The following is a 21,832-nucleotide window of genomic DNA, read 5'->3' on the forward strand; positions in this document are numbered from 1 at the left end:
GTTCCCCCCCCCCCCCCCCCCCCCTCCCCCCCCCCCCCCCCCCCGCGCTCGGGGGGGGGGGGGGGGGAGCGTGCCTCGGGGCTACGTGGCTGAGCGGTGGGCGACGTAGGCCAGGGTGCCGAGGAGTAGGCGGGCTTCCGGGGGGCCGGAGGGGGAGTCCAGGGCGGGGGAGCGGAGCCAGCGCACCGGGCCCAGGCCGCCCCGGTCGGACGGCGGTGCCGTGATGTGCGTACCGGGTCCGAGGCCGCGCAGGTCCAGGGCGGCCGGGTCGTCCCAGCCCATGCGGTACAGCAGATCGGGCAGGGCGGTGGCGGCACCGGGGGCGACCAGGAACTGGGCGCGGCCGTCGGGGGTGACGGCGACCGGGCCGACCGGCAGGCCCATGCGCTCCAGGCGGGCCAGGGCGTGGCGTCCGGCGGGTTCGGCGACCTCGATCACATCGAAGGCCCGTCCGACCGGCAGCATGATCGAGGCCCCCGGGAACTCGGACCAGAGCGCGGTCACCTCGTCCAGCGGGGACCCCGCGCGGATCACCGGCGCCGTGTCCAGCGGATGGGCGCCCGGTGCCCGGCAGCCGGACCGGCCGCAGGAGCAGGCCCCCGCGGCGGCTCGGACGCCCGGCACCACGTCCCAGCCCCACAGGCCGGTGTACTCCGCCACGGCGGTGCCGTCCGACGCGCGGCTCCGGCGACGCGAGCCGGACCGGATGTCACGGATGCCGCGGCTGATGCCGATCGTGAAGCCCATGCCCCCTCCAACGGGTCCGACGTACCGGTGGTTACGTTGCGAACGCGGTCTGTGACTCTCTGTTTCGGGCTTCCCGGTGCCGCCTCGCTCAACCAGCGCCTGGAAGCGCCCGGGGTGGTGAGCCCGGCGATGCGCGCCCTCAAGTGCATCGCTGCATCCACTTTTGGCTGTCCCGTGTCAAGTGAATCGCGTGATGGCAACGGTGAGTTCATTCGAAGGGGTGGCGAATGGTGGCGATTGCGGTTCCGCCATGGTGAGACGGGTGATCGTAGGGTTACTTTGTGTGCACGGCTTCTTGGGGCACATGCACTCGTGGGTATGCCGGAGGCAACTCGGCTTTCCGTCCAAAGCGTGGCAACCGACGGACGAGCGGCCCCGACAACCGGCATTCTGATAGGGCTTGGCGCACTCGGCGACAAGTGGTCTTCAGGGATGGGGGCGTTCCAGTGAGCGGCAACGGCGGTGGCGGGACGAACGCTGCGAGCGCGGAGAAGCGCCCGAACGAGCTGCTCGCCTCCTGGTTCGTCCGCAGCGGCTGGTCCAAGGGCGAGCTCGCCCGCCAAGTCAACCGCAGAGCACGCCAGTTGGGTGCCAACCACATCTCCACCGACACCTCGCGCGTACGCCGCTGGCTGGACGGTGAGAACCCGCGGGAGCCGATCCCCAGAATCCTGTCCGAACTGTTCTCCGAACGCTTCGGTGTCGTCGTCTCCGTGGAGGACCTGGGCCTGCGCACCAACCGGCCGGCACCCTCCGCGACCGGCGTCGACCTGCCCTGGACGGGCCCGCAGACCGTGGCCCTGCTCAGCGAGTTCTCGCGCAGCGACCTGATGCTGGCGCGGCGCGGCTTCCTCGGGAGCTCGCTGGCCCTCTCGGCGGGCCCGTCCCTCATCGAACCGATGCAGCGCTGGCTCGTCCCCGCCCCGTCCGCCCCGCTGTCCCGGGCCGAGGCGGACCAGACGTCCTCCTCCGCGCGTGCCCGCGGCCGGCTCTCCAAGCCGGAGCTGGACCTGCTGGAGACCACCACCGTGATGTTCCGGCAGTGGGACGCCCAGTGCGGCGGCGGCCTGCGCCGCAAGGCGGTCGTCGGACAGCTGCACGAGGTGACCGACCTGCTCCAGGAGCCCCAGCCCGAGGCCACCACCCGACGGCTGTTCAAGGTCGCCGCCGAACTCGCCGAACTGGCCGGCTGGATGTCTTACGACGTCGGGCTCCAGCCCACCGCGCAGAAGTACTTCGTCCTCGCCCTGCACTCCGCCAAGGAGGCCGGCGACCGGCCGCTCGGCTCGTACGTGCTGTCCAGCATGAGCCGGCAGATGATCCACCTCGGCCGGCCCGAGGACGCCCTGGAACTGATCCACCTCGCGCAGTACGGCAGCCGGGACTGCGCGAGCCCGCGCACCCAGTCCATGCTGTATGCGATGGAGGCCCGCGCCTACGCCAACATGGGACAGCCCGGCCGCTGCAAGCGGGCGGTCCGGATGGCCGAGGACACCTTCGCCGAGGCCGACGAGTGGGACGAGCCGGACCCCGACTGGATCCGCTTCTTCTCCGAGGCCGAGCTGTACGCGGAGAACTCCCACTCCTACCGCGACCTCGCCTATGTCGCCGGCCGCAGCCCCACCTACGCCTCCCTCGCCGAGCCGCTGATGAGGCGGGCCGTGGAGCTGTTCGGCCAGGAGGGCGGCGAGCACCAGCGCTCCTACGCCCTCAATCTGATCGGCATGGCCACCGTCCACCTCCTCCAGCGCGAGCCCGAGCAGAGCGCGGTTCTCGCCACCGACGCCATCAAGGCGGCCAAGAAGGTCCGTTCCGAGCGCGTCAACACTCGTATCCGAAAGACGGTCGACACGGCCGTACGCGACTTCGGGGACCTCGCCGAAGTCGTCGAACTCACCGAACGGCTCGCCATCGAGCTGCCCGAGACCGCGGACGCGGTCTGACACCACCGAGAAACCGCTGGACCCCGGCCGCGGCCGGCCCTCCCGAACTGCCCGACTCGGCTCCCCCATGCCAGGTCATTCGGAGGCCGACCGCGGCCGGTCGTGTGTCTCCCCGGCCACGGCTCGCCGCCGTACACCGAAGGTTGCGTCACGATAACGATCGGCGCGCCCCGGATCCGGCAGTTCATCGACCCGTAACACGCCGGGTGCCTTCGTCACGGCGGCGAAACAACGAGGGGCTTCCACCGAAACGGCGCTGCGCCAATCTCATGGCGCATAACCGGCCCACCCCTCAATCCGCTCAAGGCTTCGCCCGCACGGGGCCGTACCAACGACGAGGAGACGCCGATGGCACCAGCCATCACCCTGGCCGCAGACGCGCCCACGCTGTCCGCCGCCAACACAGGGTTCATGCTCATCTGTTCCGCCCTGGTGATGCTCATGACCCCGGGTCTGGCCTTCTTCTACGGAGGCATGGTCCGCGTCAAGAGCACCCTGAACATGCTGATGATGAGCTTCATCAGCCTGGGAATCGTCACCGTCCTGTGGGTGCTGTACGGCTTCTCCATGGCGTTCGGCACCGACTCCGGCAGCGTCATCGGCTGGAACTCCGACTGGGTCGGCCTGAGCAACATCGGACTGACCGAACTCTGGGACGGCTACACCATCCCGGTCTTCGTCTTCCTGGTCTTCCAGCTGATGTTCGCCGTCCTCACCCCCGCGCTGATCAGCGGCGCCCTCGCCGACCGCGTGAAGTTCACCGCCTGGGCGCTGTTCATCGCCCTGTGGGCCACGGTCGTCTACTTCCCGGTCGCGCACTGGGTCTGGGGCGCCGGCGGCTGGGCCTTCGAGCTCGGCGTCATCGACTTCGCCGGCGGTACGGCCGTGCACATCAACGCCGGTGCCGCCGCGCTCGGTGTGATCCTGGTGATCGGCAAGCGCGTCGGCTTCAAGAAGGACCCGATGCGCCCGCACAGCCTCCCGCTGGTCATGCTCGGCGCCGGTCTGCTGTGGTTCGGCTGGTTCGGCTTCAACGCCGGTTCCTGGCTCGGCAACGACGACGGCGTCGGCGCGCTGATGTTCGTCAACACCCAGGTCGCCACCGCCGCCGCGGTCCTCGGCTGGCTCGCCTACGAGAAGATCCGGCACGGCGCGTTCACCACGCTCGGCGCCGCCTCCGGCGCGGTCTCCGGCCTGGTCGCGATCACCCCGGCGGGCGGCGCGGTCTCCCCGCTCGGCGCGATCGCCGTCGGCCTCATCGCCGGTGTGCTGTGCGCCATGGCCGTCGGCCTGAAGTACAAGTTCGGCTACGACGACTCCCTCGACGTCGTCGGCGTCCACCTCGTCGGCGGCATCCTCGGCTCCCTGCTCATCGGCTTCTTCGCCACCGGCAAGGGCCAGTCCGACGTCGCGGGCCTCTTCTACGGCGGCGGCCTCGACCAGTTCTGGAAGCAGTGCGCCGGTGTCTTCGGCGTCCTCGCCTACTCCCTGGTCGTCTCCGCGATCCTGGCCTTCCTCCTCGACAAGACCATCGGTATGCGAGTCTCCGAGGACGACGAGGTGGCCGGCATCGACCAGGCCGAGCACGCCGAGACCGCATACGACTTCAGCGGCGCCGGCGGCGGCGCGGCCCGCACCGCCGCCACCGCCCCCGTCGCCCCGGCCGAGAGCAAGAAGGTGGACGCATGAAGCTCATCACCGCCGTCGTGAAGCCGCACCGGCTCGACGAGATCAAGGAGGCCCTCCAGGCCTTCGGAGTGCACGGTCTGACGGTCACCGAGGCCAGCGGCTACGGCCGCCAGCGCGGCCACACCGAGGTCTACCGCGGTGCCGAGTACACCGTCGACCTGGTGCCCAAGATCCGTATCGAGGTGCTGGTCGAGGACGACGACGCCGAGCAGTTGATCGACGTCGTGGTCAAGGCCGCCCGCACCGGCAAGATCGGTGACGGCAAGGTCTGGTCGATCCCGGTCGAGACGGCCGTACGGGTGCGGACCGGCGAACGCGGGCCGGACGCACTCTGACGGCAGACGAACGGAACGGGAGTCGCTGGGTGACGGGGACGGACATGCACAACGAGGCAGAGGACTCGGGACCCAGCGGCTACGCGGCGGCCCGGCTGCACCTTCTCACCGAGGAGGCGCGGTCCGGGCCGCCGCGCCGTGCCGCCCTGGCGGACCTCACGGACGACTGGCTCGGCGGACTGTTCGCGGCGGGCGCCCAGGGGGCCCGCGGGGTGTCCCTGATCGCGGTCGGCGGCTACGGGCGGGCGGAACTGTCCCCGCGCAGCGACCTCGACCTGCTCCTGCTGCACGACGGCGGCGACCCGCAGGCGGTCGCCGCCCTCGCGGACCGCCTCTGGTACCCCGTCTGGGACCTCGGTCTCGCCCTGGACCACTCCGTCCGCACTCCGGCGGAGGCCCGCAGGACCGCGGGCGAGGACCTCAAGGTCCAGCTCGGACTGCTGGACGCCCGGCACATCGCCGGCGACCTCGGCCTCACCACCGCCCTGCGCACGGCGGTGCTCGCCGACTGGCGCAACCAGGCGCCGAAACGTCTCCCCGCCCTGCGCGAGCTGTGTGAGGAACGCGCCGAACGCCAGGGCGAGTTGCAGTACCTCCTGGAACCCGACCTCAAGGAGGCCCGCGGCGGACTGCGGGACGCCACCGCCCTGCGCGCCGTCGCCGCCTCCTGGCTCGCCGACGCCCCGCGCGAGGGCCTCGCCGACGCCCGCCGCCGGCTCCTCGACGTACGGGACGCCCTGCACCTGACGACCGGCCGCGCCACCGACCGGCTCGCACTCCAGGAGCAGGACCAGGTCGCGGCCGAGCTGGGCCTGCTCGACGCGGACGTGTTGCTGCGGCAGGTCTATGAGGCCGCGCGGGTGATCGCCTACGCAGGTGACGTCACCTGGCGTGAGGTGGGACGCGTGCTGCGTTCCCGCGCGGTGCGGCCCCGGCTGCGCGCCATGCTCGGCGGCGGAAAACCCGCCCCCGAGCGCTCCCCGCTGGCCGAGGGGGTCGTGGAACAGGACGGCGAAGTGGTGCTCGCCCGCACCGCGCGCCCCGACCGCGACCCCGTACTCCCGCTGCGCGCCGCTGCCGCCGCCGCGCAGGCCGGGCTCCCGCTCTCCCTGCACGCCGTACGGCGGATGGCGGCCGGCGTACGCCCCCTGCCCGCGCCCTGGCCCGCCGAGGCCCGCGAACAGCTCGTCACCCTGCTGGGCTCCGGCCGCCCCACCGTCGAGGTCTGGGAGGCGCTGGAGGCGGAGGGCCTGGTCAGCCTGTTGCTGCCCGACTGGGAGCGGGTGCGCTGCCGCCCGCAGCGCAACGCCGTGCACATCTGGACCGTCGACCGGCACCTCATCGAGACCGCCGTGCGCGCCTCCGCGTTCACCCGCCGGGTCAGCCGCCCCGACCTGCTGCTGGTCTCCGCGCTGCTGCACGACATCGGCAAGGGCTGGCCCGGCGACCACTCGGTGGCCGGCGAGGTCATCGCCAGGGACGTGGCCGCCCGGATCGGCTTCGACCAGCACGACGTCACGGTGATCGCCACCCTCGTACGCCACCATCTGCTGCTCGTCGACACCGCCACCCGGCGCGACCTGGACGACCCGGCCACCGTGCGCGCGGTCGCCGACGCCGTCGGCGCCCAGGGCACCCTCGAACTGCTGCACGCCCTCACCGAGGCGGACGCCCTCGCCACCGGACCGGCCGCCTGGTCCTCGTGGCGCGCCTCACTCGTCTCCGATCTGGTCGAACGGGTCTCCGCCGTGCTGTCCGGGGAGGTCCCGGCCGGCCCCGAGGAGGCCGCGCCCACCGCCGAGCAGGAGCGCCTCGCCCTCGAGGCGGTCGCCACGGGCGCGCCGGTGCTGTCCCTGTGGGCCCGGGCCGAACCGCCCACCGAGCCCTCCGGCGACCCCGAGCCGCTCGGCGTGGAACTGCGCATCGCCGTCCCCGACCAGGAGGGCGTGCTGCCCGCGGTGGCCGGGGTACTCGCCATGCACCGGCTGACCGTACGGGCCGCCGAGCTGCGCGCGGTGGACCTCCCGGACGGAGTGGACGGCTCCGTGCTGCTGCTGGACTGGCGGGTGGCGGCCGAATACGGCTCGCTGCCCCAGGCCACCCGGCTCCGCGCGGACCTCGTACGCGCCCTCGACGGCACCCTGGACATCGCCGGCCGCCTCGCAGAGCGGGACGCCGCCTATCCGCGCCGCCGGGGCGTGGTCGCACCGCCCCCGCGCGTGACGGTCGCACCGGCCGCCTCCCGGCACGCCACCGTGATAGAGGTCCGGGCCCAGGACGCACCCGGACTGCTGTTCCGGATCGGCCAGGCGCTGGAGGACGCGGCCGTACGGGTGCGCAGCGCGCACGTCTCCACCCTGGGCGCGAACGCCGTGGACGCCTTCTACGTCACTGGCCCCGACGGCGTGCCGCTGCCCGGCGAGGAGGCGGTCGCGGTGGCGCGGAAACTGGAGGAGACGTTGCGTGGGTGAGGACACTCCGGCGTACCGTCGCGCCGGGATACCCTGGAGGGCGATTCCCTAGCCTGTCTCCGACTCCGAGGACCGACGCCGCCGTGTTCGATACTCTCTCCGACCGCCTCAGCGCGACCTTCAAAAACCTCCGCGGAAAAGGCCGGCTGAGCGAAGCGGACATCGACGCCACGGCGCGTGAGATCCGCATCGCCCTCCTTGAGGCGGACGTGGCCCTGCCCGTCGTCCGGGCCTTCATCAAGAACGTGAAGGAAAGGTCGCTCGGCGCCGAGGTCTCCAAGGCGCTGAACCCCGCCCAGCAAGTCCTCAAGATCGTGAACGACGAGCTCGTCACGATCCTGGGCGGCGAGACCCGCCGGCTGCGCTTCGCCAAGCAGCCCCCCACCGTGATCATGCTGGCCGGTCTCCAGGGTGCCGGTAAGACGACCCTCGCGGGCAAGCTCGGCCGCTGGCTCAAGGAGCAGGGCCACTCGCCGGTGCTGGTCGCCGCCGACCTCCAGCGCCCGAACGCGGTCAACCAGCTGAGCGTCGTCGCCGAGCGCGCCGGCGTGGCCGTCTACGCGCCCGAGCCGGGCAACGGCGTGGGCGACCCGGTGAAGGTCGCCAAGGACTCCATCGACTTCGCGCGGACCAAGGTCCACGACATCGTCATCGTGGACACTGCCGGCCGCCTGGGCATCGACCAGGAGATGATGCAGCAGGCCGCGGACATCCGGGACGCGGTCTCGCCCGACGAGATCCTGTTCGTCGTCGACGCCATGATCGGTCAGGACGCCGTCAACACCGCCGAGGCGTTCCGCGACGGCGTCGGCTTCGACGGCGTGGTGCTCTCCAAGCTCGACGGCGACGCGCGCGGTGGTGCGGCCCTGTCGATCCGGCAGATCACCGGCAAGCCGATCATGTTCGCGTCCAACGGTGAGAAGCTCGACGACTTCGACGCCTTCCACCCGGACCGCATGGCCTCCCGCATCCTCGACATGGGTGACCTGCTCACCCTGATCGAGCAGGCGGAGAAGACGTTCAGCCAGGAAGAGGCCGAGAAGATGGCCTCCAAGCTGGCGTCGAAGAAGGGCCAGGAATTCACCCTGGACGACTTCCTGGCCCAGATGGAGCAGGTCCGGAAGATGGGCAGCATCTCCAAGCTGCTCGGCATGCTCCCGGGCATGGGCCAGATCAAGGACCAGATCAACAATCTCGACGAGCGGGACGTCGACCGCACCGCCGCGATCATCAAGTCGATGACCCCGGGCGAGCGCCAGGACCCGACGATCATCAACGGCTCGCGCCGGGCCCGTATCGCCAAGGGTTCCGGTGTCGAGGTCAGCGCGGTGAAGGGCCTGGTCGAGCGGTTCTTCGAGGCCCGGAAGATGATGTCCCGCATGGCTCAGGGCGGTGGCATGCCGGGGATGCCCGGGATGCCGGGCATGGGCGGCGGCCCCGGCCGGACGAAGAAGAAGCAGAAGCAGGCCAAGGGCAAGCAGCGCTCCGGCAACCCGATGAAGCGCAAGCAGCAGGAGCAGGAGGAGGCCGCGCGCCGCGCGGCCGCCGCCGAGGGCGGCAGCGCCTTCGGTCTGCCGCAGCAGGGCGGCAAGGACTTCGAGCTGCCCGACGAGTTCAAGAAGTTCATGGGCTGAGCCGGCTCGCCGGTGTGCCGCCGGGGCGTCCCTCAGCCGAGGGGCGCCCCGGCGGCGTATCCGGAGGTCCCGCTCAGGGAACGCGGGCGACGAGGTACCGGAACACGTTCGGCATCCACACGGTGCCGTCCTGCCGCTGGTACGGATGCAGGGCCTCCGCCAGCTCCTTGTCGACCTGCACCGGGTCCGTGGCCTTGATCGCGGGGTCGAACAGCCCGGTCGACCCCAGGCCCCGTACCGCGCTGTCCAGGTCGGCGTAGCCGAACGGGCAGGCCACCCGCCCGGAGCCGTCCGGCCTCAGTCCCGCACGCTCGGCGGCCCGCTCCAGGTCGTCGCGGTCCGCGGGACGCCAGGTGCCGGTGCCGCGCAGCGGCTCCGCCAGCTTGGCGGCCACCCGCAGCACGGACGTCGTGGCGCACCGCTCCGGCGGACCCCAGCCGGCCAGCACCACGGCCGCCCCGCGGCCGGCCAGCGGCACTGCCTCGGCGAGCTGCTCACCCAGCCGCTCCGCGTCCCCCGCGACACAGCCGATCGGCTCGAAGGCGGTCACCACCGTGTACGCGGGCGTGCCCGCGCGGGTGGCGTCCGCGGGGGAGCCGTGCACGATCCGGGTGTCCGCCCTCCGCGCGTGCGCCTCCCGCCCCTCGGGCAGCAGCCGCTCCCGCGCGAGGTCCAGCCGGTCGGCACAGGTGTCGACACCGGTGACCGCGGCACCGCGCGAGGCCGCCATCAGCAGGGCCAGTCCGGAACCGCAGCCGAGGCCGAGCAGCCGCGTCGCGGGACCCACGTCCAGCCGCTCGTGGACGGCCTCGTAGAGCGGTACGAGCATCCGCTCCTGGATCTCGGACCAGTCACGCGCGCGTGCACGCGGGTCCACACGGGGGACGGCCCCCGTACGAGGCCGGTGCTGCCGCACGAGCGTAGGTGTCATAGGTCAGCGCCCCAATCAGCCGACAGTTGCCGCAGTGCCCGAATCCCTGGCCCCCGTGCGGTGCGCCCGCACTCCCTCCCGTATGCCAGGAAACTCCGCCCTCGACGTGTCGTCCAGTGGAAAGCGGCGCCGGCTTGGTAGTTGCTCGTGCCAGTGGCAAGAATTCACATTCCGGTAATGCCGGGCCGCGCGATCCGCCACGGCGAAGGCACCCGTGCGTCGGTTCCGGCCAAGGTCGGCAGGGCCGGGAGACGGCCGGGAACGGGCCCGGGCGGGGTGGTGCGCACGGCCGGTGAGGGACCCGGTAACGTCGCGCCCGTGGCGTGCCCGCCGAGCGGGACTCCGTGTCACCGTGAGAGCGGCCGAAACGCCTCTTGCGCATCCGCGGACCTCACACGCACCGGCGCGCGGAGACCGCTTACGCGCGGGGGCGTACGTCAGCCTACGCACCACCTTGAGGTGAGCTGCGAGGCTTCTCCGCAGATCAGCGCACCCGTACTCGTCAGGACGCATCAGCGGCAACTGACGGGTACGTGCAAATTATTTGGGATGCCCCGGAATCGGAACACTGAGGCACCCAGGCTCGTTGTCATTACGTGAGCACGACACAGACACCACCTGTTCTCGCCGCAGAACTGGCGCAGGCGTGGGCCGACATTCAGCGGTACCACCCCGAGCTGCCCGATCTTGCCGCGCCCGAGTCACTGATCGGGGAGTCGTCGTCCGCGTGCGGTCACGAACTCTCCTTCGAACGACTGCTGCACGAGGCAGTCCACGGCGTCGCCGCCGCGCGCGGCGTACGCGACACATCACGCGCCGGCCGTTACCACAACCGCAGATTCCTCGCTATCGCCGAGGAGCTGGGCCTGGACCACCCCGAGGAACCGCACCCCAGCAGCGGCTTCTCGCTGGTCACGCTCACTCCCGAGGCGAAGCGCCGCTACCGCGCGACGACGGAGCGCCTCCAGCGCGCCCTGAAGGCCCACTCCGCGGCGACGGCGGGCGACACCGCGCGCAGCTTCCGCGGCCCGGCCGCACGGCACGGCTCCTCCGGGGGCGGTGTGCGTGTCAAGGCCGTCTGCGACTGCGGCCGCAACGTCCGCGTCGTCCCGTCGGTCCTGGCCCAGGCCCCCATCGTCTGCGGCGGCTGCGGCAAGCCCTTCCGAATCCCCGAACCGGTAGCAGCGGCCAGCTGACGACCCCGGCATCTCGTGGATGCCGGGCCCGCGGCCGGTCCCGCCGCCGAGACGGCACCCCCACCCCCGCAGCTGCGGCCGGTCGTTCCGCTGGGGCGGCACGGGTGGGCGGTGGGGGTACCTCCCGCTCGAGCGAAGCCGAGAGTGGGGGAGGCACTCCGCAAGCGCCGGGCCGCGCGACCCACACCCGGCCACAGCAACGCCGGGTGCCGCTCAGTCGTGCCCAGGTGCCACCCCCCACAGCGAGAGTGCCCCGCAGGGTGTGGCACAATGGCTAGCTGTACTCGACAGCCGCACAGGACCCCTCTCTCCTCCGGCTGACGCGTCCATCGGGCATTCGGGTACCGCAACCCCACGCGGCACATCCCGCCGTGCCCAACCACGTCAAATCCAGGAGAACCCACTCCCGTGGCAGTCAAGATCAAGCTGAAGCGTCTGGGCAAGATCCGTTCGCCTCACTACCGCATCGTCGTCGCCGACTCCCGTACCCGCCGTGACGGCCGGGCCATCGAGGAGATCGGCAAGTACCACCCGACGTACAACCCGTCGGTGATGGAGGTCGACGCCGAGCGCGTGGCGTACTGGCTCGGCGTCGGCGCCCAGCCGACCGAGCCCGTGCTCGCCATCCTGAAGAAGACCGGCGACTGGCAGAAGTTCAAGGGCGAGCCCGCCCCGGCTCCGCTGCTCCAGCCGGCCGAGAAGTCGGCCCGCCCGGCCTTCGAGGCGCTCGGTGGCGACGACGAGGGCAAGGGTGAGGCGATCACCCAGAAGAAGAAGGCTGAGAAGAAGGACGAGGCCGCCGCCGAGTCCGCGTCGACCGAGGCCTGAGCATGCTCGAGGAGGCTCTCGAGCACCTCGTGAAGGGCATCGTCGACAACCCTGACGATGTGCAGGTCGCCTCGCGCAACCTGCGCCGCGGGCGCGTGCTCGAGGTCCGGGTCCACCCGGACGACCTCGGCAAGGTGATCGGTCGCAACGGCCGCACCGCACGCGCTCTGCGCACCGTCGTGGGCGCCATCGGCGGTCGCGGTGTCCGCGTCGACCTCGTCGACGTGGACCACGTCCGCTGACGCCAGAAGCAGCACCGGCTCGGGCCGGGGAGGGCCACTGGGCCGTCCCCGGCCCGTAGTCGTATGACAGGAGATCAAGCACAGTGCAGCTGGTAGTCGCACGCATCGGCCGCGCCCACGGCATCAAGGGCGAGGTCACCGTGGAGGTCCGCACCGACGAGCCGGAGCTGAGGCTCGGGCCCGGTGCCGTCCTGGCCACCGACCCCGCCTCCGTCGGGCCGCTCACCATCGAGACCGGCCGCGTCCACAGCGGCCGCCTCCTGCTGCGCTTCGAGGGCGTCCGCGACCGCAACGGCGCAGAGGCCCTGCGCAACACCCTCCTGATCGCGGACGTCGACCCGGAGGAACTGCCCGAGGGCGAGGACGAGTACTACGACCACCAGCTGATCGACCTCGACGTCGTCACCAAGGACGGCGAGGAGGTCGGCCGGATCACCGAGATCTCGCACCTGCCCACCCAGGACCTCTTCGTCGTCGAGCGCCCCGACGGCACCGAGGTGTTCGTGCCGTTCGTCGAGGAGATCGTCACCGAGATCGACCTGGAGGAGCAGCGCGCGGTCATCGACCCGCCGCCGGGACTGATCGACGACCGTGCCGAGATCGCCTCCGCGCGGGACGCGGAGGACAAGGCGTGATGCGGCTCGACGTCGTCACGATCTTCCCCGAGTACCTCGAACCGCTGAACGTCTCCCTCGTCGGCAAGGCACGTACTCGGGGACAGCTGAACGTGCACGTGCACGACCTGCGCTCCTGGACGTACGACCGGCACAACACCGTCGACGACACCCCCTACGGCGGCGGCCCCGGCATGGTCATGAAGACCGAGCCGTGGGGAGACGCGCTCGACTCGGTCCTGGCGAACGGCTACGAGACCGGCTCCCGCGAACCGGCCCTGATCGTCCCCACCCCCAGCGGCCGCCCCTTCACCCAGGAACTGGCCGTCCAGCTCTCCGAGCGCCCCTGGCTGATCTTCACCCCGGCCCGCTACGAGGGCATCGACCGCCGGGTCGTCGACGAGTACGCCACCCGGATGCCCGTGTACGAGGTGTCCATCGGCGACTACGTCCTGGCCGGCGGCGAGGCGGCCGTTCTCGTCATCACCGAGGCCGTCGCACGGCTGCTCCCCGGCGTCCTCGGCAACGCCGAGTCGCACCGGGACGACTCCTTCGCGCCCGGCGCCATGGCGAACCTCCTGGAGGGGCCCGTCCACACCAAGCCGCCGCAGTGGCGGGGCCGCGGGATTCCCGAGGTGCTGCTCAGCGGCCACCACGGGAAGATCGCCCGCTGGCGCCGCGACGAAGCCCTGCGACGCACCACCGCCAACCGGCCCGACCTCATCGAGCGCTGCGACCCCAAGGCGTTCGACAAGAAGGACCGCGAGATGCTGTCCATCCTGGGCTGGGAACCGGACCCCGCCGGAGAGCCGTACGGCCGATTTTGGCGCAGGACGGACGGCGTGGAAGAATAGGCCGCTGTTGTGCGTCGTCCGGCGTGCGCCCCTGCCGCAGGGGGACACGACGCCCGCTTCGAACCGCACGGCTCTGATTCCGAACCTCTAGTGCCGTTGATGACCTGCGGCATCAGCGAAGAAAGCAGACGAAATGTCTCACCTGCTCGACTCCGTCGACTCCGCGTCGCTGCGCACCGACGTCCCGGCCTTCCGCCCCGGCGACACCGTCAACGTCCACGTGCGCGTCATCGAGGGCAACCGCTCCCGTGTGCAGCAGTTCAAGGGCGTGGTGATCCGCCGCCAGGGTGCCGGCGTGCGCGAGACCTTCACGGTCCGCAAGGTCTCCTTCTCCGTCGGCGTCGAGCGCACCTTCCCGGTGCACACCCCGATCGTGGAGAAGATCGAGCTCGTCACCAAGGGTGACGTCCGCCGCGCCAAGCTGTACTACCTGCGCGAGCTGCGCGGCAAGGCGGCGAAGATCAAGGAGAAGCGCGAGAACTGAGCGCTTTACCGGCGTCACATCGCGGCCGGATAGCATCTGGCCCCGATGGACACCGAAGCACAGCCGACGGAGCGCGACCGCTCCCTCCCCCCGGCCGGACCCGAGAGCACCTCGGGGACGGCCGGTCCGGAGGGGCGGTCGCGTTCCGCGTTGGTGCCGCGTATCACGTCCTGGCTGCCCGGCGGCCGGATTACCCTGACCCTGCTGCTCTGCCTGCTGTTCCTGCTGGCGGTGAACACGTTCGTGGCGCGGCCGTTCCAGATCCCCAGCGGATCGATGGAACAGGGATTGAGGGTCGGGGACCGCGTGCTCGTAAATAAGTTGGCGTACCGCTTCGGCGCCGGGCCGCGGCGCGGTGACGTGATTGTGTTCGACGGCTCCGGGTATTTCGGTGAGGCCGACTACATCAAGCGGGTCGTCGGGGTGGGCGGAGACCACGTGGTCTGCTGCGACGAGGAGGGGAGGATCCGGGTGAACGGCCGGTCGGTCGACGAGTCGGGCTTCCTGTTCCCCGGCGACAGCCCCTCCACGGTGCCGTTCGACGTCGTCGTGCCGGACGGGCGCCTGTTCGTCCTCGGTGACCACCGCAGCGCCTCCAGCGACTCCCGCGACCATCTCGGCTCGCCGGGCGGCGGCATGATCCCGGTCGACGACGTCATCGGCCGCGCCGACGGGATCGTCTGGCCCTTCGACCACGCCACCCGGCTGCACCGGCCCGACGCCTACGCGCGCGTGCCCGCCCCGGAGACGAACGCGGCGGAGGGCGCCCATGGGTAACCGCGGCAAACCCCGTGGCGCCCCGGACAGCGCCGCGGAGAACCTGCTGCCCACCGGCTCCCGCCGCGCGGCCGTCCCGGCGCCCGGGCGCGGCCGGGCGGAGCGGCGCAAGCTCCAGCGCAAGGTCAAACGGCGCCGCAGGCGCAGCGCGGTCAAGGAGATCCCCCTCCTCATCGGTGTCGCCGTGCTGATAGCGCTGGTGCTGAAGACGTTCCTCGTCCAGGCGTTCGTCATCCCGTCCGGTTCCATGGAGCAGACGATCCGCATCGGCGACCGGGTGCTCGTCGACAAGCTCACCCCGTGGTTCGGCTCCAAGCCGCAGCGCGGGGACGTCGTCGTGTTCAAGGACCCCGGCGGCTGGCTCCGGGACGAGCAGACCGCGCCGAAGAAGGAGGACCCCGTCGGGATCAAGCAGATCAAGGAAGGGCTCACCTTCATCGGTCTGCTGCCGTCGGAGAACGAGAAGGACCTGATCAAGCGGGTCGTCGGCGTCGGCGGCGACCGGGTCCAGTGCTGCGACAAGCAGGGCCGGGTCACCGTCAACGGCGTCCCCCTGAACGAGGACTACCTGTACCCGGGCAACGCCCCCTCCCTGACACCGTTCGACATCACCGTCCCCGAGGGGCGGCTGTGGGTGATGGGCGACCACCGGTCGAACTCCGCCGACTCCCGTTCCCACCAGGACACCGACTACGGCGGCACCGTCTCCGAGGACGAGGTGGTGGGCCGTGCCATGGTCATCGCCTGGCCGCTCGGTCACTGGAGCACGCTGGAGGAACCCACGACCTACGCGTCCGTGTCGGACTCGGCGCCGGGGTCGACCGCTGCCGCCCCGCTGTCGCATAGGGTTGCCCCGGACGATCCCAAGGAGATGGTCCAGCTCCCGACCCCTGCGGAACTCCCGCTCGTTATGGGAGTGGTGGGCCTGCGTCGGGCATGGCGCGGGCGGCGGCAGAGAGTGAGGAGTTGGCGTGGGGGATGTGGCGGTTGGCGCACGGTCCGGTCAGGGCGGCGAGGAGCACCGCGGACGCCCCGCGGAGTCGGCCGACCCGGCCGCGGACGGCGCCGTACCCTCCGGGAGTGACGAGCGGGCGGTCGAGGACGGCAGCGTGAGTGAGGACGGTACGAAGCCCGGCGACCAGGGGCCGGGTGACCCTCCGGCACGGGCGAAGCAGCAGCCCCGCTCCTTCTGGAAGGAACTGCCGATCCTGATCGGTATCGCGCTGGTGCTGGCGCTGCTGATCAAGACGTTCCTCGTGCAGGCGTTCTCCATCCCCTCCGACTCGATGCAGAACACCCTCCAGCAGGGTGACCGGGTGCTGGTCGACAAGCTCACCCCCTGGTTCGGCTCCGAGCCCGAGCGCGGCGAGGTCGTCGTCTTCCACGACCCCGACAACTGGCTGGCCGGCGAGCCGACGCCCAACCCCAACCCCCTCCAGAAGGTCCTCAGCTGGATCGGCCTGATGCCGTCCGCGGAGGAGAAGGACCTGATCAAGCGCGTCATCGGCGTCGGCGGTGACACCGTCGAGTGCAAGGGCACCGGCCCGCTGACGGTCAACGGCGCGGCGCTGAACGAGTCGTACGTGTATCCCGGCAACACCCCGTGCAGCCAGGACGACCAGGGCGGACAGTTCAAGGTCAAGGTCCCCGAGGGCCACATCTGGGTCATGGGCGATCACCGGCAGAACTCCCGGGACTCGCGGTACAACCAGGGCGACAAGAACAACGGCATGGTCCCGGTGGACAAGGTCGTCGGGCGCGCCATCGTCATCGCCTGGCCGATCAACCGCTGGGACAACCTGCCCGTGCCGGAAACCTTCGACCAGCCCGCTCTGGCCGCCGGGTCGCCGTCCGGCGCGGTCCTGACGGCCGCGCCCCAGGGGCTCGCGCTCGTGGGCGCGGTGCCGCTGGTGCTCTGGCGGCGCCGGTGGTCCGGCGACGGAGAGGCCCGCCGGGAGGGCTGACCCCGTCCGGTACCGCCGGGTAGGGTGCGGCCCATGAGTGGTCAGAGCACGACACGTACGGTGCCCGGCAACAGGGGCCCGGGCAGTGCCCGGGCGGGCGGCCGGGCCGGGCAGCGGCTGTCCGGGCTGGCCGTGGCGCTGGGCATGGTGCTGTTCCTCGGCGGGTTCGCCTGGGGAGCGGTGCTGTACCGGCCGTACACCGTGCCCACCCCGTCGATGGCGCCGACGATCGGTGCCGGTGACCGGGTGCTGGCCCAGCGCGTCGACGGTGGCGAGGTCCACCGTGGTGACGTCGTCGTCTTCACGGACACGACGTGGTCGGACCTGCCCATGGTGAAGCGGGTGGTCGCCGTCGGCGGTGACAAGGTCTCCTGCTGCCGGGACGGCAAGCTGGAGGTCAACGGCAAGAAGATCGACGAGCCGTACCTGCCCGAGGGCGGTGCCGCCGAGGCCGGCAGCATCCCCGAGGTGGTCGTGCCGGAGGGGCGCCTGTTCCTGCTCGGTGACGAGCGCTCCGGATCGCTGGACTCCACGGCCCATCTGAGCGACGCCGCCAGCGGCACCGTCGCCCGCAGCGCGGTGCAGGCCCGGGTCGACGCCGTGGTCTGGCCGATGGACGGCATGCTTCAGGCGCCCACCGGCTTCGAGGAGCTCGGTGCACTGTCCTCGCCCGGTCCGCTCAGGACCGTCGTCGCGCTGGTGATCGGCGGCGCCGTGCTCATTCTCGGCGGGGCCGCGTACGGGCCCCTCGCCAAGCGGGCGGGCGCGTCCCGGGCCTCAGCGAACACGGGGACCATCGGTGCCCGCTGAGCCCGTCCCGGCGGTCGAGGACTCCTACGCGGGTGGGCTGCGCAGGGTCGCCCGGGTCGTCCTGCTCGACCCGCGGGACCGCATCCTGCTGCTGCACGGCCATGAGCCGGACGACCCGGCCGACGACTGGTGGTTCACACCCGGCGGTGGGGTGGAGGGCGACGAGACCCGTGAGGAGGCCGCCCTGCGGGAACTCGCCGAGGAGACCGGCATCACCGACGTCGAGCTCGGCCCCGTGCTGTGGCGGCGCAGGTGCTCCTTCCCGTTCGCCGGGCGCCGCTGGGACCAGGACGAGTGGTACTACCTCGCTCGCACCACGCAGACCGCGACGGCGGCCACGGCGCTGACCGAGTTGGAGCGGCGCAGCGTCGCCGGAGCACGCTGGTGGACGTGCCCGGAACTCGCTCGGGCACATGAGACGGTGTATCCGACGAGACTCGCCGGGCTGTTGCGCACACTGCTCGACGAAGGTCCCCCGGCCGGGCCCGTGACCCTGGACACCGAAATCGTCCGGTGACTCCCGGGACTGGCGCACAATGGTGGGATCGCACGGCTGAAGGGGAACATGCCATGAGCGCCGAGGACCTCGAGAAGTACGAGACCGAGATGGAGCTGAAGCTCTACCGGGAGTACCGCGATGTCGTCGGTCTGTTCAAATACGTGATCGAGACCGAGCGGCGCTTCTATCTGACCAACGACTACGAGATGCAGGTGCACTCGGTCCAGGGTGAGGTGTTCTTCGAGGTGTCGATGGCCGACGCCTGGGTGTGGGACATGTACCGACCGGCCCGGTTCGTGAAACAGGTACGGGTGTTGACGTTCAAGGACGTGAACATCGAGGAGCTCAACAAGAGTGATCTCGAACTACCGGGCGGGTGACCCGGTCCCCCCGTCGAGTGACTGAGTTGTCCACAGTCGCCGAGTTCTGCACCAAGATCCACTGCGTGGCCCGGAACGCGTGACGGTTGGCGCCGGAGGTGGTGCCGACATGAACGCACAACGGGCACGCAGCGCACTCGGCAGGTACGGCGAGACACTGGCCGCCCGGCGGCTGACCCAGGCCGGGATGACGGTCCTGGAGCGCAACTGGCGCTGTGGCAGGACCGGCGAGATCGACATCGTGGCCAGGGACGGGGACGCCCTGGTCGTCTGCGAGGTGAAGACCCGCAGGGCAGGGCCCTTCCAGCACCCCATGGAGGCGGTCACACCGGCGAAGGCGGACCGCCTGCGGGGCCTGGCCGAACGCTGGCTCCAGGAACACGGGGGAGCACCGCCCGGCGGGGTCCGCATCGACCTGGTCGGCGTGCTGCTCCCGGCCCGCGGCGCACCCGTGGTCGAGCATGTCCGGGGGGTGGCCTGACATGGCGTTCGCCCGTACGTGCTCGGTGACGCTGGTGGGCGTCGAGGGCGTGGTCGTCGAGGTCCAGGCCGACCTGGAGCCCGGAGTCGCGGCCTTCACGCTGGTGGGGCTGCCGGACAAGAGCCTGACGGAGAGCAGGGACCGGGTCAGGGCGGCCGTGGTCAACTCCGGCGGCGAGTGGCCGCAGAAGAAGCTCACCGTGGGACTCAGCCCCGCGTCGGTGCCGAAGGCCGGCAGTGGTTTCGATCTGGCGGTCGCCTGCGCCGTGCTGGGCGCCGCCGAACGGATCGATCCCCGGGTGCTCGCCGACATCGTCATGATCGGCGAACTGGGGCTGGACGGAAGGGTGCGGCCGGTGCGCGGCATCCTCCCGGCGGTCCTCGCCGCGGCCGACGCGGGATACGAACAGGTGGTGGTGCCGGAGTGCGCCGCCGCCGAGGCCTCGCTCGTACCGGGCGTGTCCGTCCTGGGCATCCGCAGCCTGCGCCAGCTGATCGCCGTGCTCACGGACGAACCCGTGCCGGAGGAGGACCCCGAGGAGCAGACGGGCCCCGACCCGCTGCTGGCCGGGCTGCGCGCCCCGGGCACGGGCGCGGACACCGGCATGCACAGCGTCGGCGCCGCGACGCAGGACCACGGCCACGACCTGGCGGACGTCGTGGGCCAGCAGTCCGCGCGCACGGCGGTGGAGGTCGCCGCGGCGGGCGGACACCACCTCTTCCTCGAAGGCCCGCCGGGCGCCGGAAAGACCATGCTCGCCGAGCGTCTGCCGTCGATCCTGCCGCCGCTGGACCGGCAGGCCTCGCTCGAGGTCACGGCCGTGCACTCGGTCGCGGGACTGCTGCCCCCGGGCAAACCCCTGATCGACACCGCCCCCTACTGCGCCCCGCACCACTCCGCCACCATGCAGGCGCTCGTCGGCGGCGGCCCCGGGACGGCCCGGCCGGGAGCGGTCTCCCTCTCGCACCGGGGCGTCCTCTTCCTCGACGAGACACCCGAGTTCAGCAGCAAGGCCCTGGACGCACTGCGCCAGCCGCTGGAGGCCGGGCACGTGGTCATCGCGCGCAGCGCGGGCGTCGTGCGTTTCCCGGCGCGCTTCCTGATGGTGCTCGCCGCCAACCCGTGCCCCTGCGGGCGCTTCTCGCAGACCAACGACCAGTGCGAATGCCCGCCCTCCGCGATCCGCCGCTACCAGGCCCGGCTGTCCGGGCCGCTGCTCGACCGGGTCGACCTGCGGGTCGAGGTCGACCGCGTCACACGCGCCGAACTGACGGCGGCCGGCGTCCGGGGCGACACCACCGCCACGGTCGCCGACCGGGTGCGGGCGGCCCGGGACCGCGCCGCGGCCCGGCTCTCCGGCACCCCGTGGCGCAGCAACAGCGAGATCCCGGGACGGGAGCTGCGCAGCCGCTGGCACGCCGCTCCGGGCGCCATGGACGACGTCGAGCGGAGCCTGGAGCGGGGCGTGCTCACCGCCCGGGGCCTCGACCGGGTCCTGCGGGTCGCCTGGACCGTCGCCGACCTGGCCGGCCACGACCGGCCCGACGCCACGGACGTCGCCCTCGCCCTCCAACTGCGCACCGGCGTCCCGCGCGGTGTGCCGATGACGATCGGGGCGGCGGTGTGAGCGCCGTGGACGGGCACGACGACGAGCGGCTCGGCCGGATCTTCCTCACCCGGGTCCTCGAACCGGGCGACGAGGCCGGCGGGCGCTGGGTGCGGGAACTCGGCGTGGACACGGTGGTGCGCCGCCTGCGGGAACGGGGGGAGCCGCTCCCCGGGGTGAGCGGGAAGCGGTGGGCCGGGCTGCTCGCCCGCGCCGAGCGGGCCGAACCGCTCAGGGACCTCGCCGTCGCCCGGGACGCCGGTGTGCGGTTCGTGTGCCCCGGCGCCGCGGAATGGCCGGGGCAGCTCGACGACCTCGGTGACGCACGGCCCCTCGGACTGTGGGTGCGCGGCGGCGCGGACCTGCGGATGTGGGCACTGCGCTCGGTCGCCGTCGTCGGCGCCCGCGCCTGCACCGAGTACGGCGCGCACATGGCCGCCACCCTCTCCGGCGGCCTCGCCGAACGCGGCTGGATCGTGGTCTCCGGCGGTGCCTACGGGGTCGACGGAGCCGCGCACCGCGGCGCCCTCGCCTCGGGCGGCGCGACGGTCGCCGTACTCGCCTGCGGAGTCGACCGGCCCTACCCGCGCGGACACACCGGGCTGATCCGCCGGATCGCGGAACAGGGGCTGGTGGTCGGCGAATTGCCGCCCGGTGACCATCCGACACCGAGCAGATTCATCCTCCGCAACAGGGTGATCGCCGCGCTCACCCGGGGCACCGTCGTCGTCGAGGCCGCCCACCGCAGCGGCTCCCTGGTGACCGCCCGGGCGGCCCGGCGTCTGGGGCGGCACACGATGGGAGTACCGGGGCCGGCCACCAGCGGACTCTCCGCGGGGGTGCACGAACTGCTCCGCCAGGACGCGGTGCTGGTCACCGACGCGGCCGAGGTCGTCGAACTCGTCGGCGACATGGGCGAACTCGCGCCGGAGCGCCGGGGACCGGTGCTGCCCCGGGACCTCCTCGACCCGGCCGGACGCCAGGTGCTCGCCGCGCTGCCGGCACGCGGGACGGTCCGGCCGCAGGAGATCGCGCGCGCCGCGCAGACCACCCCGGACGACGCGATCGCGAGACTGTACGAACTGCGAGCACTTGGCTATGTCGAACGACACGGCGACGGCTGGAAGTTGACGCGCCAGGCGATGATCTCGGTCCGGGACGGCCCCGAGCCCCGCTGACACAGCGTGTTCGGCCGTCCGGGGGAACCCCGACAGGCCTTGCAAATACGTCAGTTGGGCTACTCCATCGATCACGCAGAGCGACGGTTGTGCCCCGGCGGGACGGCTACCGGAACGAATCTGCGCACGGTCCTGCCTCGCCTCTTCGCACACCGCGACGCCGCAGTCA

22 protein-coding genes are annotated in these 21,832 nt (G+C 71.8%); 20 read left to right on the forward strand and 2 right to left on the reverse strand.

Annotated elements, in window-relative coordinates:
- Positions 1-81 precede the first annotated feature (81 nt).
- Complete coding sequence (locus ACZ470_RS30820; protein WP_468432488.1) at positions 82-747, reverse strand: bifunctional DNA primase/polymerase; 666 nt, start codon at positions 745-747, stop codon at positions 82-84.
- A gap of 446 nt (positions 748-1,193) precedes the next feature.
- Here ACZ470_RS30820 and nsdA point away from each other — a divergent pair, with 446 nt between their 5' ends.
- The 5 genes from nsdA (at position 1,194) to ffh (ending at position 8,819) form a co-directional block, all read left to right on the forward strand.
- Positions 1,194-2,690: a transcriptional repressor NsdA gene (nsdA, locus tag ACZ470_RS30825; RefSeq protein WP_468432490.1), complete on the forward strand. Its 1,497-nt coding sequence runs from the start codon at positions 1,194-1,196 to the stop codon at positions 2,688-2,690.
- Between the two features lie 348 nt (positions 2,691-3,038).
- The gene (locus ACZ470_RS30830) at positions 3,039-4,379 is read left to right on the forward strand and encodes an ammonium transporter (RefSeq protein ID WP_468432492.1); all 1,341 of its coding nucleotides are present in this window, start codon (positions 3,039-3,041) and stop codon (positions 4,377-4,379) included.
- Positions 4,376-4,714, forward strand: coding sequence for a P-II family nitrogen regulator (locus tag ACZ470_RS30835; RefSeq protein ID WP_030231663.1), 339 nt, complete (start codon positions 4,376-4,378; stop codon positions 4,712-4,714). Before ACZ470_RS30830 ends, ACZ470_RS30835 begins: the two co-directional genes overlap by 4 nt.
- Positions 4,715-4,758: 44 nt before the next feature.
- A complete protein-coding gene (locus ACZ470_RS30840) occupies positions 4,759-7,185 on the forward strand; it encodes a [protein-PII] uridylyltransferase (protein WP_468432493.1) in 2,427 nt (808 codons plus the stop codon).
- An 83-nt stretch (positions 7,186-7,268) separates the two neighbouring features.
- Positions 7,269-8,819 carry a signal recognition particle protein gene (ffh, locus tag ACZ470_RS30845; protein ID WP_468432494.1) on the forward strand — a complete coding sequence of 517 codons (1,551 nt, stop codon included), beginning with the start codon at positions 7,269-7,271 and terminating at the stop codon, positions 8,817-8,819.
- 73 nt (positions 8,820-8,892) lie between these two features.
- Here ffh and ACZ470_RS30850 read toward each other — a convergent pair whose 3' ends face one another.
- Positions 8,893-9,750, reverse strand: coding sequence for a methyltransferase domain-containing protein (locus ACZ470_RS30850; RefSeq protein ID WP_468432496.1), 858 nt, complete (start codon positions 9,748-9,750; stop codon positions 8,893-8,895).
- A 596-nt stretch (positions 9,751-10,346) separates the two neighbouring features.
- Between ACZ470_RS30850 and ACZ470_RS30855 the strand changes: the two genes are divergently transcribed.
- The 15 genes from ACZ470_RS30855 (at position 10,347) to dprA (ending at position 21,663) form a co-directional block, all read left to right on the forward strand.
- Complete coding sequence (locus tag ACZ470_RS30855) at positions 10,347-10,946, forward strand: hypothetical protein (RefSeq protein WP_468432498.1); 600 nt, start codon at positions 10,347-10,349, stop codon at positions 10,944-10,946.
- 408 nt (positions 10,947-11,354) lie between these two features.
- Positions 11,355-11,774, forward strand: a complete 420-nt coding sequence (gene rpsP, locus ACZ470_RS30860) for a 30S ribosomal protein S16 (protein WP_468432500.1) — start codon at positions 11,355-11,357, stop codon at positions 11,772-11,774.
- A 2-nt stretch (positions 11,775-11,776) separates the two neighbouring features.
- Complete coding sequence (locus ACZ470_RS30865; protein WP_003973401.1) at positions 11,777-12,016, forward strand: RNA-binding protein; 240 nt, start codon at positions 11,777-11,779, stop codon at positions 12,014-12,016.
- Positions 12,017-12,099: 83 nt separating this feature from the next.
- Positions 12,100-12,651, forward strand: a complete 552-nt coding sequence (gene rimM / locus ACZ470_RS30870) for a ribosome maturation factor RimM (RefSeq protein WP_468432501.1) — start codon at positions 12,100-12,102, stop codon at positions 12,649-12,651.
- Entirely contained in the window at positions 12,651-13,484 is an 834-nt protein-coding gene (gene trmD, locus ACZ470_RS30875; protein ID WP_468432677.1) for a tRNA (guanosine(37)-N1)-methyltransferase TrmD, read from the forward strand. Before rimM ends, trmD begins: the two co-directional genes overlap by 1 nt.
- Positions 13,485-13,617: 133 nt before the next feature.
- Positions 13,618-13,968 (forward strand): 50S ribosomal protein L19, encoded by a 351-nt coding sequence (rplS, locus tag ACZ470_RS30880; protein WP_142192901.1) that lies wholly within the window; start codon positions 13,618-13,620, stop codon positions 13,966-13,968.
- A gap of 45 nt (positions 13,969-14,013) precedes the next feature.
- Positions 14,014-14,745 (forward strand): signal peptidase I, encoded by a 732-nt coding sequence (gene lepB, locus ACZ470_RS30885; protein ID WP_468432503.1) that lies wholly within the window; start codon positions 14,014-14,016, stop codon positions 14,743-14,745.
- On the forward strand, positions 14,738-15,829 hold the full coding sequence (gene lepB / locus ACZ470_RS30890; protein ID WP_468432505.1) for a signal peptidase I: 1,092 nt from the start codon (positions 14,738-14,740) through the stop codon (positions 15,827-15,829). The genes lepB (ACZ470_RS30885) and lepB (ACZ470_RS30890) overlap by 8 nt, the downstream gene beginning before the upstream one ends.
- Positions 15,717-16,709: a signal peptidase I gene (gene lepB / locus ACZ470_RS30895; RefSeq protein ID WP_468432507.1), complete on the forward strand. Its 993-nt coding sequence runs from the start codon at positions 15,717-15,719 to the stop codon at positions 16,707-16,709. Before lepB (ACZ470_RS30890) ends, lepB (ACZ470_RS30895) begins: the two co-directional genes overlap by 113 nt.
- Positions 16,710-16,742: 33 nt before the next feature.
- A complete protein-coding gene (lepB, locus tag ACZ470_RS30900; RefSeq protein ID WP_468432509.1) occupies positions 16,743-17,519 on the forward strand; it encodes a signal peptidase I in 777 nt (258 codons plus the stop codon).
- The gene (locus ACZ470_RS30905; RefSeq protein ID WP_468432511.1) at positions 17,509-18,036 is read left to right on the forward strand and encodes an NUDIX hydrolase; all 528 of its coding nucleotides are present in this window, start codon (positions 17,509-17,511) and stop codon (positions 18,034-18,036) included. The genes lepB (ACZ470_RS30900) and ACZ470_RS30905 overlap by 11 nt, the downstream gene beginning before the upstream one ends.
- A 53-nt stretch (positions 18,037-18,089) precedes the next feature.
- The gene (locus tag ACZ470_RS30910; RefSeq protein WP_003965949.1) at positions 18,090-18,398 is read left to right on the forward strand and encodes a DUF2469 domain-containing protein; all 309 of its coding nucleotides are present in this window, start codon (positions 18,090-18,092) and stop codon (positions 18,396-18,398) included.
- Positions 18,399-18,477: 79 nt separating this feature from the next.
- Positions 18,478-18,879 carry a YraN family protein gene (locus ACZ470_RS30915; protein ID WP_468432513.1) on the forward strand — a complete coding sequence of 134 codons (402 nt, stop codon included), beginning with the start codon at positions 18,478-18,480 and terminating at the stop codon, positions 18,877-18,879.
- Between the two features lies 1 nt (position 18,880).
- Positions 18,881-20,506, forward strand: coding sequence for a YifB family Mg chelatase-like AAA ATPase (locus ACZ470_RS30920; RefSeq protein ID WP_468432515.1), 1,626 nt, complete (start codon positions 18,881-18,883; stop codon positions 20,504-20,506).
- The gene (gene dprA, locus ACZ470_RS30925) at positions 20,503-21,663 is read left to right on the forward strand and encodes a DNA-processing protein DprA (protein WP_468432517.1); all 1,161 of its coding nucleotides are present in this window, start codon (positions 20,503-20,505) and stop codon (positions 21,661-21,663) included. The genes ACZ470_RS30920 and dprA overlap by 4 nt, the downstream gene beginning before the upstream one ends.
- Positions 21,664-21,832: the final 169 nt, after the last annotated feature.

The organism is Streptomyces sp. NPDC031111, assembly GCF_055570675.1.

Bases quoted from the DNA above. Each gene is read 5' to 3' on its own strand.
- ACZ470_RS30820 (WP_468432488.1), bottom strand. From the start codon at position 747: ATGGGCTTCACGATCGGCATCAGCCGCGGCATCCGTGACATCCGGTCC.
- ACZ470_RS30830 (WP_468432492.1), top strand. From the start codon at position 3,039: ATGGCACCAGCCATCACCCTGGCCGCAGACGCGCCCACGCTGTCCGCC.
- ACZ470_RS30835 (WP_030231663.1), top strand. From the start codon at position 4,376: ATGAAGCTCATCACCGCCGTCGTGAAGCCGCACCGGCTCGACGAGATC.
- ACZ470_RS30840 (WP_468432493.1), top strand. From the start codon at position 4,759: ATGCACAACGAGGCAGAGGACTCGGGACCCAGCGGCTACGCGGCGGCC.
- ACZ470_RS30850 (WP_468432496.1), bottom strand. From the start codon at position 9,750: ATGACACCTACGCTCGTGCGGCAGCACCGGCCTCGTACGGGGGCCGTC.
- ACZ470_RS30865 (WP_003973401.1), top strand. From the start codon at position 11,777: ATGCTCGAGGAGGCTCTCGAGCACCTCGTGAAGGGCATCGTCGACAAC.
- trmD (WP_468432677.1), top strand. From the start codon at position 12,651: ATGCGGCTCGACGTCGTCACGATCTTCCCCGAGTACCTCGAACCGCTG.
- rplS (WP_142192901.1), top strand. From the start codon at position 13,618: ATGTCTCACCTGCTCGACTCCGTCGACTCCGCGTCGCTGCGCACCGAC.
- lepB (WP_468432503.1), top strand. From the start codon at position 14,014: ATGGACACCGAAGCACAGCCGACGGAGCGCGACCGCTCCCTCCCCCCG.
- lepB (WP_468432505.1), top strand. From the start codon at position 14,738: ATGGGTAACCGCGGCAAACCCCGTGGCGCCCCGGACAGCGCCGCGGAG.
- lepB (WP_468432509.1), top strand. From the start codon at position 16,743: ATGAGTGGTCAGAGCACGACACGTACGGTGCCCGGCAACAGGGGCCCG.
- ACZ470_RS30910 (WP_003965949.1), top strand. From the start codon at position 18,090: ATGAGCGCCGAGGACCTCGAGAAGTACGAGACCGAGATGGAGCTGAAG.
- ACZ470_RS30920 (WP_468432515.1), top strand. From the start codon at position 18,881: ATGGCGTTCGCCCGTACGTGCTCGGTGACGCTGGTGGGCGTCGAGGGC.